We start from the raw sequence: 12754 nt of genomic DNA, 5'->3' as shown, positions 1-12754 counted from the left end.
GGTAGCCCTTGAGCTGATACGGGGGAAATGTTCGGATGACAATGGAGAAATGTGACCGTGACGCAGCCTGATGTGAGCGTGATCATCGGGGCGTACGAGGCCATGCCCTACCTGGTCAAGTGCCTGGAGTCGGTCGAGGCCCAGACACTCGACCCCGCTCGTATCGAGGTCATAGCCGTCGACGACGGGTCGAAGGACGGCACCGGCGAGTACCTCGAGGAGTTCGCGGAGCGTGCGGCCATGGCCGTCACGGTGATCCGGCAGGCCAACTCCGGCGGCCCCAGCGGCCCGCGCAACGTCGGCCTCGACAAGGCCCGCGGCCGGTACGTCTTCTTCCTCGACGCCGACGACTACTTCGGCCCCGAGGCCCTGGAGCGCATGGTCACCATGGCCGACGAGCACGCCACGGACGTCGTGCTCGGCAAGGTCATCGGCGTCAACCGCAACGCCCCCAAGTCGATGTGGGGCAAGAACCAGCCCCGCACGGACGTCTTCTCCTCGCAGATCAAGTTCACGCTCAGCGCGCAGAAGCTCTTCCGGCGCGAGCTGCTCACCCGGCACGACATGCACTTCGACGAGTCGCTGAAGACCGGCGAGGACGCCCTCTTCACCATGGAGGCCTACCTCCGTGCCGACGGCGTCTCCGTGGTCGCCGACTACGACTGCTACTACCTCGTCGGCCGCGACGACGGAAAGCACGTCACCAAGAGCGGCAGCTACACCCTGCGCTTCGACTCCGCCCGCGCCCTGATGGGCCTGATCGCCGAGCACGTGCCCGCGGGCAAGCGCCGCGACGGCCTGATGGTCCGCCCCTTCCTCGTCACGCTGCTGCCGCAGTTCGGCCCCGTCTTCCTCAGAGACGACGAGGAGGTCAGACAGAACAAGCTCGTGCTGGCCAAGCCGCTGATTGACGCGTACTGGACCGAGGGGGTCGCGAACCGCCTCAAGGTCAACGAACGGCTCCGGGTGAACCTCGCCGGTCAGGGCCGGGGTGACCTGCTGGTGGACGTTTTGGACTTCATCAAGAAGAAGAAGGCGCCCACCCTCCACGTGGACCCGCGCAGCCGCAAGGCCTACCTGGCCTACCCGCACTTCCGGGACAAGGCGGCGCCGCTCCCGGACAGCTGGTTCATCCCGACCTCCCGCGAGACGGTCACCATCGAGAGCTTCAAGTTCGCCCCCGCCGCCCACTTCCCGGGCATGCGCACCGCACGCAAGATGGCGCGCAAGGTCCTCGGACCGCGCCGCGCGGGCTGACGAAGACGCCCGTTCCGCGGCCCGGAGGGCTACGGAACGGGCGTTCGGTGAACCGCCTGGCCATCGAGGCCGCCGATGAGGGCTGCTCAAGGCCGATCAGGGCTTACTCAAGGCCGGTGAGGGCTTACTCAAGGCCGGTGAGGGCTGGTCAAGGCCAGTAAGTGCGGGTCAAGGCCAGTAGGGGCTACTGGCGCCCCGACTGCAGAGCCTTCCGCAGCGGGCGGCCCACCGCTCGCCGGGCCATGCGATAGACGGAGCGCTGCGGCGCAGTCGCCGCGACCGCCGGCTTCGCGGCGGTCTTGCGGGCCTTGTCGAGTTCGCGCTTGAGCTTCGCGTTGTCCGTGGACAGTTCGCCGATACGGGTCTGGAGCCAGCCGAACCTGCTGGTCAGCGAGGTGACATCGGCGTCGTTCCAGGGGCGGACGCCGGCCGGGAAGGCGAGTGAGCGCAGCCGCTTCTCGTGGGCCGCGCCCCCGTCGCCATGCGTGAACGTGTTCTCCAGGCCGTTGCGCTCAAGGAAGCCCATGAAGCGGTCGAAGCGCTCCTGATGGCCGCCCGTGAGCGCGCCGAAGTCCGCCTCCGCGTACAGCTCGGCCGGGTCGAGGTCCTCCGGCAGCGCGTTGATCCTGCGGTGCGGGATGCCGAAGTAGCGGCACAGCTCCAGGGTGCGCGAGTCGCCGCACAGCACGGTCGCGGGCGTACCGGCCAGCAGCGCCGCGATATTGCCGTGGATGCGGGAGCCGAACGAGAAGTCGAAGTCCCGCAGGTCGTCGATCCAGGTCACGGGGTCGATGTACACACGGACCTTGTCCTCGCGGTACATCGGGTGATCCGGGTGCGTGGGCATCGCGGTGACGGAACCGTTCGGATCCGACAGGTCGCGCCAGTGCAGCTGGCGGGCGTCACTGAGGTTCTGTCCGACGAACCGCAGGTGGGGGTAGCGGGCGTGCGCCTGGCGGATGACCCGGTCCAGGCCCTGCGACTTCACCGCGCTGTGCGAGCCGTTGATCGCGACCCGGGACTCGGGACCGAGCGCGGGCGCGTTCTTGCGTACGTCGAGCTCCCTGCCGTACATGAACATCGACGGGCAGCCGATGACCTCGACGTCACGGAAGCCCATGTCTTTCAGGTACCGCTCGGTGAACTCGCCGCGCACCCCGATGGACGCGCTGCGCTCGAGCACCGCGGTGACGAACTCCCGGACGGCCGGTTCCATGGGCTTCAGTCTGGCCGGGTTGTAGTCCAGACCGGTCTGCGCGCCGATGCCCGGTACGACCACCGGGATCGTCAACTTGCTGATGAGCTGCGTCAGCCGCCTGAGCTGGGGCTCGAACGAGGGCCGGAACGCGTTGGCCAGCGGAACGACGAAGGCGTCGTACTCCTCGTTGATGCGGCCCGCGGCAGCGACGTTGGTACGGATGCCGTTCGACACGACCTCGGCGCGAGGTGTCTTGAGGATCTTGTGCGCGGCGTCGCTGAAGATCAGGTTTCCCGCGTTGGTGGCGATGACGTCCTGGTGGAGAGCCTGCTCCACAGGGACGACGTCGTACGGGCTCTTCCCTGATCTCAGGAGTATGCGCTTCACCGGATGAACATTAGATGCCACGTTGGTCAACTTATCTTTGCGTCATCTTTAAGTTCTATGAGGAACCCGCACAACCTTTTTTGCATACGCGGGACGTGAGCGAGCGGCTACGCCCCGGTGATCATGGCGGCCGGGCGCCGTCCGCAGGCTGGACCGACGGGCGCCACTCCCGCCCCTTCGCGTAGATTGCCGGGCGGGACCGACGCGAGGGGACACACCGCAGGTGGCAGGGCAGGTGACTGGGCACATGGCAGGCCAGGTGGCAGGGGCGAGGCAGGCCGTGGCCGGGGCCCACAGGATCGTCGTCAAGGTGGGTTCCTCGTCGCTGACCACGGCCGCGGGCGGACTCGACGCGGACCGTGTCGACGCGCTCGTCGACGTCCTCGCCAAGCACCGCAGCGGCGGCGAGAAGGAGATCATCCTCGTCTCGTCCGGTGCCATCGCGGCCGGCCTCGCCCCGCTCGGGCTGCGCCGCCGCCCCAAGGATCTGGCCCGGCAGCAGGCCGCCGCCAGCGTCGGCCAGGGCCTCCTGGTCGCCCGCTACACCGCCTCCTGCGCCCGCCACGGCGTGCGTGTCGGCCAGGTGCTCCTCACCTCCGACGACACCAGCCGCCGCGCCCACCACCGCAACGCCTCCCGCACCCTGGACAAGCTCCTCGCGATGGGCGCTCTGCCGGTCGTCAACGAGAACGACACCGTCGCCACGGACGAGATCCGCTTCGGCGACAACGACCGGCTCGCCGCGCTCGTCGCCCACCTCGTACGGGCCGACCTGCTGGTCCTGCTCTCCGACGTGGACGGCGTGTACGACGGCGACCCCAGCAAGCCGGGCACCTCGCGGATAGCGGAGGTCCGCGAGCCGCGGGACCTCGCGCACGTCGACATCGGCAGCGCGGGCAAGGCGGGCGTCGGCACCGGCGGCATGGTCACCAAGGTCGAGGCGGCCCGGATCGCGGCGGCCGCGGGCATCCCCGTGGTGCTCACCTCCGCCGTACACGCCGCCGAGGCCCTCGCGGGCGGGGACACGGGCACGTACTTCCACCCCACCGGCAAGCGCTCCGCCGACCGGCTGCTGTGGCTGCAGCACGCCTCGACCCCGCAGGGCGCGCTCGTCCTGGACGACGGGGCCGTGCGCGCGGTCGTCGACCGGCGCACCTCGCTGCTGCCGGCGGGTATCGCGGCCGTCGAGGGCGACTTCACCGCGGGCGACCCCGTCGAGCTGCGCGACGGCACGGGGCGGGCGGTCGCACGGGGCCTGGTGAACTTCGACGCCAAGGAGATCCCGCAGCTCATCGGGCGCTCGACCCGCGAGCTGGCCCGCGAGCTGGGCCCGGAGTACGAACGCGAGGTCGTACACAGGGACGACCTCGTGCTCCTGCATCCGTAAGACGCCTGTTCCGCACGACCTCCGAAACAGCTGTCCAGTACACCCGTAAAAGGCCGATTCCGAGGCCCCCGCCGGGGGACGTTGTGTAAAAGCGCCACACGGCGGCTCCCCACCTGCTCAACTTTGTTGCGGGGAGACCCCGATGCAGTCCGATGCAGTACGACGATTGCAGACCATTGCGGACCATTGCGAAAAGGAGGCCGTCGTGAGACGAGTGCGCCCTGGGGCGGCGGCGTCCCGCGGCGGTGCCGCCTCCCGGGCGGGTGGTCCGGCTTCCCGTGCGGCGGGCGAGGAACGGGCTCTGACGAGCGTCGCGGCCGGTGACACCTACGAGGGCGGGAAGCCGGCCGACCAGCCCCGGCTGTGGCACGTCACGCTGAGCGTCTCGGGTGGCGAGGCCCCGCTGAAGGAGGTCAGGCGCGCCCTCGAACAACTGGCCCACGACCACCCGTTTCTGCTGACCAGCCGCTACGCCAACGACCACGCGGAGATCCGCTACTGGGAAGAGGCCCGCGACCTGCACGACGCGGCGGCCGTCGCCCTGCGCCTGTGGGGCGAGCACCGCCAGACCGCCAAGCTCCCGCCCTGGGAGATCGTCGGCCTGGAGGTCATCGACCGCGAGACGTACCATCAGCGGATCGCGGAGGGGTATGGGACACTTCCGGCCACTCCGGTCGGAGTCCATCCCTTTTGACCCTGTCTCGGGGTGTGGGACAGCCGCTGGACGGGTCCGTCGGGCGCACTACCCTTCCGATATGACCACGCTCTCGCCGTACGACTCGATGTCCCCGGTCACCCAGGCCGCCTACCGCGCCAAGGCCGCCGCCGCCGATCTCGCACCCCTGCCGCGGGCCGAGAAGGACGACGCGCTGCTCGCGATCGCGGACGCGCTGGAGGTCCGTACGAGCGAGATCGTCGCGGCCAACGCCAAGGACATCGCGCGCGCCCGCGAGGCCGGCACCAGCGAGACCGTCATCGACCGGCTCACGCTCACGCCCGAGCGCGTGCGTGCCATCGCCTCGGACGTGCGGGACGTCGTCTCGCTGCCCGACCCGGTCGGCGAGGTCGTGCGCGGCTCGACCCTCCCGAACGGCATCGACCTGCGCCAGGTCCGCGTCCCGCTCGGCGTCGTCGGGATCATCTACGAGGCCCGCCCGAACGTCACGGTCGACGCCGCCGCCCTCTGCCTGAAGTCCGGCAACGCCGTCCTACTGCGCGGCTCCTCCTCGGCCTTCGAGTCGAACACCGCCCTGGTCCGGGTGCTGCGCGACGCCGTGGGCGGCGCCGGACTGCCCGCCGACGCCATCCAGCTGGTGCCCGGCGAGGGCCGCGAGTCGGTGCGCGAGCTGATGCGCGCCCGCGGTCTGGTCGACGTCCTCATCCCGCGCGGCGGCGCCTCGCTGATCCGCACGGTCGTCCAGGAGTCCACCGTCCCCGTCATCGAGACCGGCACGGGCAACTGCCATGTGTACGTCGACGCGAACGCCGACCTCGACATGGCGATCGACATCCTGATCAACTCCAAGGCGCAGCGGCCCAGCGTCTGCAACTCCGCCGAGACGCTTCTCGTGCACCGGGACATCGCCCCCGAGTTCCTGCCGCGCGCCCTGGACGCCCTCGCGGACGCCGGGGTCACCGTGCACGCCGACGAGCGCGTCCTCGCCTATGCCAAGGACTCCAAGGCCACCGTCGTCGAGGCCACGCCCGAGGACTGGGAGACCGAGTACCTCTCGTACGACATCGCCGCCGCCGTCGTCGACTCGCTCGACCGGGCCGTCGAACACATCCGGCTGTGGACCTCCGGCCACACCGAGGCCATCGTCACCACCTCGCAGCAGGCCGCCCGCCGCTTCACCCAGCTGGTGGACTCCACCACGGTCGCCGTGAACGCCTCGACCCGCTTCACCGACGGCGGCCAGTTCGGCTTCGGCGCCGAGATCGGCATCTCCACGCAGAAGCTGCACGCGCGGGGGCCGATGGGGCTGCCGGAGCTGACGAGCACCAAGTACATCGTCACGGGTGACGGACACATCCGGCGCTGAGCCCGCGCTCCGCGTGAGCCGCGTCTCGTCAGGCGGATGAATTTCCATACCGTCTGCCCAAAATGACCCCCCAGGTCTACTCTGGATCCGTGCCGGAGGACGTGGGGGGCACGCCGTTCCCTGACGGCTGGGAGCCCGACGACGACCGCGACCGCGGGGGTGCGGACGAAGAGTTCGCCTCCGTGGTCTTCGACGAGGACTTCGTACGTGCGGCGGTGATCCATGAGCCGACCGCCGTCGAACGCCTCCTAGCAGCCGCGCAGGCCCGCGCGGAGGCCTCAGAGGCCGAAGCGCGCCGGGCGCACTCCCGGGGTGCCCGCGGCGACGACGAGCGCTACGAGGACGGGTTCGGGCCGGACGGCCCTGGCGATTACGGCCATGACCCGGACCTCGACGACCTCGACGACACCGAGATCCTCGAAGGCCGCTACGGAGCGTCGGGCTCGTACGGCAGATACGGCAGGGCCTACGGGAAGCAGGCCCGCTGGCACCGCCCCGTCGCCTGGGTGCTCGCCCTGGTGATGGGCGTCGGCATGGTCGCCCTGGCCTTCACCGCGGTCTACCGGGGGGCCTCCTCGGGCCGCCAGGACCAAGTTCCGCCACCCGCGTCCACGGGCCTCGAACAAGGCCAGGACAAGGTCACCGGGACCGGCCCCTCCGCTTCGGCCGAGTACTCCCATTCGGCCGTGTCCGCGGTTCCCCGAACGCCCTGACACCCATGGCGCCCGCACCGCCCGTGACGACCCTTCGAACATTCTGACGATCGCGACGGTCCTTGGCGATCCTGGTGAGAACCTGTCAGAAGTTGTCGTGTACCACGGCGTTTACCTGAGCCCCCGGAGACCTACCCTGAAGGTATGGGCGGGCCTGGAGACCCACCTGAGGGGACACCCGAGGGCGCTCCCGCTGGTGGAGAGGACGAATACCGATCCGTCGTCTTCGACGAGTCGTTCGTCCGTGCTGCCCGCCTCCAGGAGTTCTCCGCGCAGGAGCGAATGGCCGACCACGCCCCGGCCGTACGCCGCCGCCCCACCCTCCAGCGCGGTCTGCCCCGGCAGGCGCTGATACTGGTCCTGCTGATCGCCGTCGCCTTCGGCACCGCGATCTACATGGGCGTGCGGCACCCGTACCAGACCCCGGCGGCCCAGTCCCCCGAACCGCTGCGGATGACCGTCATACCCCTCGCGCCCCAGACCGCCGTGCCGGGGGCCACGAGCGCCGAGGAGTTGTACGCGCACAGCCCGGCCGCCCAGTTCGCCGTCGGCGCCGACGGCATCGCGCTGCCCGCCTACCGGCGCACCGCGCACTTCTCCGACAGCCAGGTCGTGGCCGCCCTGACCACCGCCAAGGACTACCTCGTGAAGTCCTCGCTCGACCCGGAGGTGCTCGCGGGCGTCACCAACCGGCCCGTACGGATCCTGCTCGCCCCGCAGCAGCTCGACCAGTTCGACCAGAGCTTCGACCACCCGGTCGCCGACGGTCGGCACGCGCCCACCGGCTGGCTGGTCCGCCTCGACCCCACCCGCGCCCAGCTCGCCGACTCCAGGATCAGGGTGCAGGGCACCCTTCAGGCCGCCGAGTTCGACTCCAGCACCCTTGAGGTCGTCGCCGACCACACCTTCGTGTACGCCCTGAAGCCGACCGGCTCGGACCCCAAGGCGAAGGCCTCGCTGTTCACCGTCCGGCGCGAGCTGCAGTTCCGCTTCGACCGCGACGACCTGCGTATGCACCAGGCCGAGCTGGTCGTCTCCTACGTCCAGGCCGGGCCGCTCGCCTGTTCCGAGGACTCGGTGACCCATCTGCACCCGCTGCTCGCGGGCCAGACGGCGAAGGCGGGCGGCCCGGCCGGCACCGACCCGTACGCGACGGGCAGCGCGACGGCACTGTGCGGCTCACTGGCGACGAGCTCGCAGCCCAAGGTCTGACGGCCGAGGGTCTGACAGCCCAAGGTCCGACAGTCCGACAGCCGAGGTTCTGCCGGCCGCGGGTCTGACCGTGACCGTCGCGTCCCCGGCTCCCGTGCGCGTCAGTCGTCGTCCTCGGGGGTGCTGTCCCGGGGCGGCTGGTCCTTCGGCGAGGTCCGGTCCTCGGGGGCGGTCCGGTCGTTCGGAGTGCCGCCGGCGAAGCCCCCGAACCCGCGCCGCACCCGCCCGCCGAGGTCACCCGCGCCCCCAGCGATGTCGCTGACCAGCTTCATCAGCGGGTCCTTGGAGTTCTTGACGTCGGTGGCGTAGCTCGCCGCCGACTGCCGGAAGGAGTCCGAGACCGAGGTTTCCTTGTCCTCGGTGCGCCGCGGATAGTGACCGTCCATGATCCGCTGGTAGTCGCGGGACTCGGCCCACTTCTTCAGCTCGGCGGCGCGCACGGTGGTGAAGGGGTGCGTGCGGGGGAGGGTGTTGAGGATCTTGAGCACGGAGTCGCGCAGGTCGCCCCCGGCCTCGTACTCCTCGGCCTGCTCGAGGAACGCGTCCACGTTCATCTCGTGCAGGTGATTGCCTCCCGCGAGCTTCATCAGGCCGCGCATCGAGGCCTTCAGGTCCTGCCCGACGAGCAGGCCCGCCCGGTCGGCCGACAGCTCCGACTTGCGGAACCACTCGCGCAGCGCGGTCACGATCGCCATGATCGCGATGTTGCCCAGCGGGATCCAGGCCACCCTCAGCGCCAGATTGGTCAGGAAGAGCAGGATCGTGCGGTAGACGGCGTGACCGGACAGCGCGTGGCCGACCTCGTGCCCGACGACGGCCCGCATCTCCTCCTCGTCCAGCAGCTCGACGAGCCCGGTCGTCACGACGATGATCGGCTCGTCCAGGCCGATGCACATCGCGTTCGGCTGCGGGTCCTGGGTGACGTACATCGGCGGGACCTTCTCCAGGTCCAGGATGTGGCAGGCGTCCCGCAGCATGACGTTGAGGTGCGCGAACTGGGCGTCGGAGACGCGCACCGAGTCGGACAGGAACAGCAGCCGCAGGCTGCGCTCGGGCAGCAGGCCGCTCAGGGCCTTGAAGACCGTGTCGAAGCCGCTGAGCTTGCGCAGGGCCACCAGGGCCGAGCGGTCCGCCGGGTGTTCGTAGGTGCGCGAGGAGATCCCCTCGAAGCGCCTGCGCTGCCTGCTCGGCACGTTCTCGTGCCCGTGATCCTGCCCGTTCTGCTGGTGGCCGTTGTCGGACATGTGTTCCCCCATGCGCGTCTGAGTGCCCTTTGTGCCCCCAAGGCACGGCCCAGCCTAGGCGGATATACCGTGGACGGGCAGTACAGAGAAGGAGTCCATCACCATGGAGCACATTCCCGCAGCCGCCTGGCTCACCGAGGCCGCGAGCGCGGCAGACAAGCAGGGCCCGGGCAATCTGCTCCGTGTCGTGCTGATCGTGATGATCGTCGGGGTGGGCCTGACCGCCTGGTTCCTGCTGCGCGGGTACAAGCGGGACGACTGACGCGGGGACAGGCGGGACCACTGAGGCGTGTGTCGGCCCGCGAGGCCTGAGCAACCGGCGTCCCCAACGGCGGAGTCGGCGTGATCGCGACCGAGGCCCCCGCATACGATGGACCGACGTCTTTATCCCGCCCACACCGGATAGGTCCTGCCGAGATGAGCTTCCACAGCACCGCTGCACAGTTGGTCACCGTTGCCGCCGAGGGCGAGCAGGGGGGCAACCACGAGAGCCTCAACCCGTTCCTGACCGGCGGCGGCGCACTGTTCGTGCTGCTCCTGCTGCTGTGGATCACCACGCGTTTCAACCGCGACCGCTGAGGCTTTTCGGCCGTTCGGCGCCGTCCCGAAGACCCCTGTCGGGCGGAGCCCGTCGACCGGGCCGGTAGGGTCTGCACGCATGGGAGAGCAGGACATGCCTACCGGTCCGGCGAGTGACACGGAGGGCGGCGCCGTCGGCGGCGCCGCGGGTGACGCGCTCGGCGGCGCGGTGAGAGGCGGGGTGAGCCGGCTGACGACCGGCCCCGGCAACGGCCCCTCGAATCCGGGCAAGCGCCGCCTCGGCGTCATGGGCGGAACGTTCGACCCGATCCACCACGGGCACCTCGTGGCGGCCAGCGAGGTCGCCGCGCAGTTCCACCTCGACGAGGTGGTGTTCGTACCGACCGGGCAACCGTGGCAGAAGTCCGACCGGAAGGTCTCACCGGCCGAGGACCGCTATCTGATGACGGTCATCGCCACCGCCGAGAACCCGCAGTTCTCGGTGAGCCGCATCGACATCGACCGCGGCGGCCCGACCTACACCACGGACACCCTGCGCGACCTGCGCGCTCTCAACCCCGACACCGATCTCTTCTTCATCACCGGTGCCGACGCGCTCGGCCAGATCCTCACCTGGCGGTACGCGGAGGAGTTGTTCTCGCTCGCGCATTTCATCGGAGTCACCCGGCCCGGTCACACCCTGACCGACCCGGGCCTGCCCGAGGGGGGCGTCTCGCTGGTCGAGGTTCCCGCGCTGGCCATCTCCTCCACAGACTGCCGTGCGAGAGTCGCCAAGGGCGACCCCGTCTGGTATCTGGTGCCGGACGGTGTGGTGCGCTACATCGACAAGCGCGAGCTGTACCGCGGCGAGTGAGGCGAGTGAGCCGAGAGGGGCACCGGTGAACGACCGATACGACGGATACGCGGGCGGCGACCAGTACGAGCTCGTCGGCTACGACGAGTTCGGGCAGCCTGTGTACCGGCAGGTGCCGCCCCAGCAGCCCCAGCAGGGCTACGACCGGTACGCACAGCCGCAGCAGCCCCAGCAGCACCAGGGCTACGGCTACGACCCCTACGCGACCGGCGCGGGGGGCTATGACACCGGTCAGCAGCAGCCCGTGTCCTCGTACGACACCGGTCAGCAGACCGCGGTCCCCGGCTACGACCCCTACGACCCGTACGGATCCGGCGCGTCCGGCGCCGCCGGGACGACAACGTCGTACGACCCCTACGGGCAGACGGCGCAGACGACGCAGTCGGCGCACACGGGTCAGACCGGGCAGGCCGGTCAGGTCGGGCAGACGGGGCGGGCCGGGCGGCCGGGCCAGTCCCGGAGCGGGACCGGCGCCGCGGGCACGAGCACCGGGCAGCAGCCGCGGGTCGCCGAGCAGACCGCCTACATCCCGCAGCAGGCGCGCCCCTCGGAGGAGAACGAGCCCCGGGCCGACCGGGACTACCGCACCGAGCAGTTCGCCTTCGTCGAGGAGCAGGAAGCCGAGCCCGAAGACGTCATCGACTGGCTCAACTTCACAGAGAACCGCACCGAGCGCCGCGAGGAGGCCAAGCGCCGCGCCCGCAGCAGGGTCGTCGCCCTGGCCGTGGTGCTCGCCCTGGTCGTGGTCGGCGGCGTCGGCTACCTCTGGTACGCGGGGAAGCTGCCCGGCACCTCCTCCGGCGGCAAGTCCGCCGCGACGACGGCCACGGGTGCCCAGAACCGCGATGTGATCGTCGTCCACCTGCACAACACGAAGGGCGGCGGCACCTCCACGGCGCTGCTCGTCGACAACACCACCACCAAGCAGGGCACCACCGTCCTGCTGCCCAACACCCTTGCCCTGACGGACGACAGCGGCTCGACGACCACGCTCGCCAAGTCGGTCGGCGACGACGGCTCCTCCGGGACCCGGGACGCGATCGACACGGTGCTCGGGACCAACATCCAGGGCACCTGGCGCCTCGACACCCCCTACCTCAACAACCTCGTCGACCTCGTCGGCAACATCGACCTCACCACCAACGCCGATGTGCCGGACCCCGAAGCGAAGAAGAAGGGCGAGGCGCCCCTCGTGAAGAAGGGCGAGAACCAGACCCTCAGCGGCAAGATGGCCGTCGCCTACGCCACCTACCGGGCCTCGGGCGAAGCCCAGAACGCGCAGTTGGAGCGGTTCGGACAGGTCATGCAGGGCGTGCTGCGCAAGCTGTCCTCGGACAAGCAGGTCGCGACCACCACGGTGCAGACCCTGGCGCAGATCCTCGACCCCTCGCTGACCGACCAGGACCTCGGTGCCTTCCTCGCCAAGCTCGCCGACCTCGCCAAGGGCGGCGACTACAAGACGGCACTGTTGCCCGTGCGGCAGGACGGCACCCTGAGCGAGAGCGCCACCAACAGCGTGGTCAAGGACGTCCTCGGCGGCGCCGCCAAGAGTCCCGACGCCGACGCCGCCGTCCGTGTCGGCATCAAGAACGCCACCGGGAACAAGGACGCCACCGAGAAGGCCCGCGTCGTCCTGGTCAACGGCGGCTACACCTTCCTGGACTCCGGCACCGCCGCCACCGCGCAGAGCGTGTCCCAGATCACGTACACCGATGCCGCCAGGAAGAACGACGCCATCGAGGTCGCGAAGACCCTCGGCCTGCCCACCAGCACCGTGAAGAAGGGCAGTGGCTCGTCCAACGCGGACGTCTCGGTGGTCCTCGGCCAGGACTACAAGGTGACCACCTCCACCGGGTGATCACGGCGACCACTCCACTGGGTGATCACGAGGAGTGGTCGCGGGTCACCTTCCGGAGTGGTC

Annotated in this window: 12 protein-coding genes; 10 read left to right on the top strand and 2 right to left on the bottom strand. The window is 70.0% G+C overall.

The window, feature by feature from the left end:
- Positions 1-51: 51 nt before the first annotated feature.
- On the top strand, positions 52-1257 hold the full coding sequence (locus ACFZDJ_RS05095; protein WP_390927357.1) for a glycosyltransferase: 1206 nt from the start codon (positions 52-54) through the stop codon (positions 1255-1257).
- Positions 1258-1441: 184 nt separating this feature from the next.
- Here ACFZDJ_RS05095 and ACFZDJ_RS05090 read toward each other — a convergent pair whose 3' ends face one another.
- Positions 1442-2842, bottom strand: coding sequence for a polysaccharide pyruvyl transferase family protein (locus ACFZDJ_RS05090; RefSeq protein WP_391056166.1), 1401 nt, complete (start codon positions 2840-2842; stop codon positions 1442-1444).
- 247 nt (positions 2843-3089) lie between these two features.
- On the opposite strand from ACFZDJ_RS05090, the gene proB reads away from it, so the two are divergent.
- From proB to ACFZDJ_RS05065, 5 genes are all read left to right on the top strand, one after another.
- Positions 3090-4229, top strand: coding sequence for a glutamate 5-kinase (gene proB, locus ACFZDJ_RS05085; protein WP_390927360.1), 1140 nt, complete (start codon positions 3090-3092; stop codon positions 4227-4229).
- 214 nt (positions 4230-4443) lie between these two features.
- Complete coding sequence (locus ACFZDJ_RS05080) at positions 4444-4923, top strand: hypothetical protein (RefSeq protein WP_390928650.1); 480 nt, start codon at positions 4444-4446, stop codon at positions 4921-4923.
- Between the two features lie 61 nt (positions 4924-4984).
- Entirely contained in the window at positions 4985-6271 is a 1287-nt protein-coding gene (locus tag ACFZDJ_RS05075) for a glutamate-5-semialdehyde dehydrogenase (RefSeq protein ID WP_391056163.1), read from the top strand.
- Between the two features lie 62 nt (positions 6272-6333).
- Entirely contained in the window at positions 6334-6984 is a 651-nt protein-coding gene (locus ACFZDJ_RS05070; protein ID WP_391056160.1) for a hypothetical protein, read from the top strand.
- Positions 6985-7128: 144 nt separating this feature from the next.
- Positions 7129-8196, top strand: coding sequence for a hypothetical protein (locus ACFZDJ_RS05065; RefSeq protein ID WP_391056157.1), 1068 nt, complete (start codon positions 7129-7131; stop codon positions 8194-8196).
- Between the two features lie 101 nt (positions 8197-8297).
- Here the strand turns inward: ACFZDJ_RS05065 and ACFZDJ_RS05060 are convergent, their stop codons facing one another.
- Positions 8298-9440, bottom strand: a complete 1143-nt coding sequence (locus ACFZDJ_RS05060) for a M48 family metalloprotease (protein WP_390927366.1) — start codon at positions 9438-9440, stop codon at positions 8298-8300.
- A gap of 103 nt (positions 9441-9543) precedes the next feature.
- Between ACFZDJ_RS05060 and ACFZDJ_RS05055 the strand changes: the two genes are divergently transcribed.
- The 4 genes from ACFZDJ_RS05055 to ACFZDJ_RS05040 all read left to right on the top strand — a co-directional run bounded on the left by ACFZDJ_RS05055 (position 9544) and on the right by ACFZDJ_RS05040 (position 12691).
- Positions 9544-9702: a hypothetical protein gene (locus ACFZDJ_RS05055; protein WP_168491460.1), complete on the top strand. Its 159-nt coding sequence runs from the start codon at positions 9544-9546 to the stop codon at positions 9700-9702.
- A gap of 155 nt (positions 9703-9857) precedes the next feature.
- Positions 9858-10019 carry a hypothetical protein gene (locus ACFZDJ_RS05050; protein WP_095854717.1) on the top strand — a complete coding sequence of 54 codons (162 nt, stop codon included), beginning with the start codon at positions 9858-9860 and terminating at the stop codon, positions 10017-10019.
- A 247-nt stretch (positions 10020-10266) separates the two neighbouring features.
- On the top strand, positions 10267-10833 hold the full coding sequence (gene nadD, locus ACFZDJ_RS05045) for a nicotinate-nucleotide adenylyltransferase (protein WP_248297702.1): 567 nt from the start codon (positions 10267-10269) through the stop codon (positions 10831-10833).
- Between the two features lie 25 nt (positions 10834-10858).
- Positions 10859-12691 (top strand): LytR C-terminal domain-containing protein, encoded by a 1833-nt coding sequence (locus tag ACFZDJ_RS05040; protein WP_390927369.1) that lies wholly within the window; start codon positions 10859-10861, stop codon positions 12689-12691.
- Positions 12692-12754 lie beyond the last annotated feature (63 nt).

The sequence above is a fragment of the Streptomyces sp. NPDC007896 genome (genome assembly GCF_042959425.1).
Taxonomy (GTDB): Bacteria; Actinomycetota; Actinomycetes; order Streptomycetales; family Streptomycetaceae; genus Streptomyces.
This window is presented reverse-complemented; position numbering and strand designations above follow the sequence as displayed.

What these genes read in the sequence shown, in the direction of transcription:
- ACFZDJ_RS05055 (WP_168491460.1), top strand. Translation starts at nt 9,544, where the DNA reads ATGGAGCACATTCCCGCAGCCGCCTGGCTCACCGAGGCCGCGAGCGCG.
- proB (WP_390927360.1), top strand. Translation starts at nt 3,090, where the DNA reads ATGGCAGGCCAGGTGGCAGGGGCGAGGCAGGCCGTGGCCGGGGCCCAC.
- ACFZDJ_RS05050 (WP_095854717.1), top strand. Translation starts at nt 9,858, where the DNA reads ATGAGCTTCCACAGCACCGCTGCACAGTTGGTCACCGTTGCCGCCGAG.
- ACFZDJ_RS05065 (WP_391056157.1), top strand. Translation starts at nt 7,129, where the DNA reads ATGGGCGGGCCTGGAGACCCACCTGAGGGGACACCCGAGGGCGCTCCC.
- ACFZDJ_RS05075 (WP_391056163.1), top strand. Translation starts at nt 4,985, where the DNA reads ATGACCACGCTCTCGCCGTACGACTCGATGTCCCCGGTCACCCAGGCC.
- ACFZDJ_RS05060 (WP_390927366.1), bottom strand. Translation starts at nt 9,440, where the DNA reads ATGTCCGACAACGGCCACCAGCAGAACGGGCAGGATCACGGGCACGAG.
- ACFZDJ_RS05070 (WP_391056160.1), top strand. Translation starts at nt 6,334, where the DNA reads ATGACCCCCCAGGTCTACTCTGGATCCGTGCCGGAGGACGTGGGGGGC.
- nadD (WP_248297702.1), top strand. Translation starts at nt 10,267, where the DNA reads ATGGGCGGAACGTTCGACCCGATCCACCACGGGCACCTCGTGGCGGCC.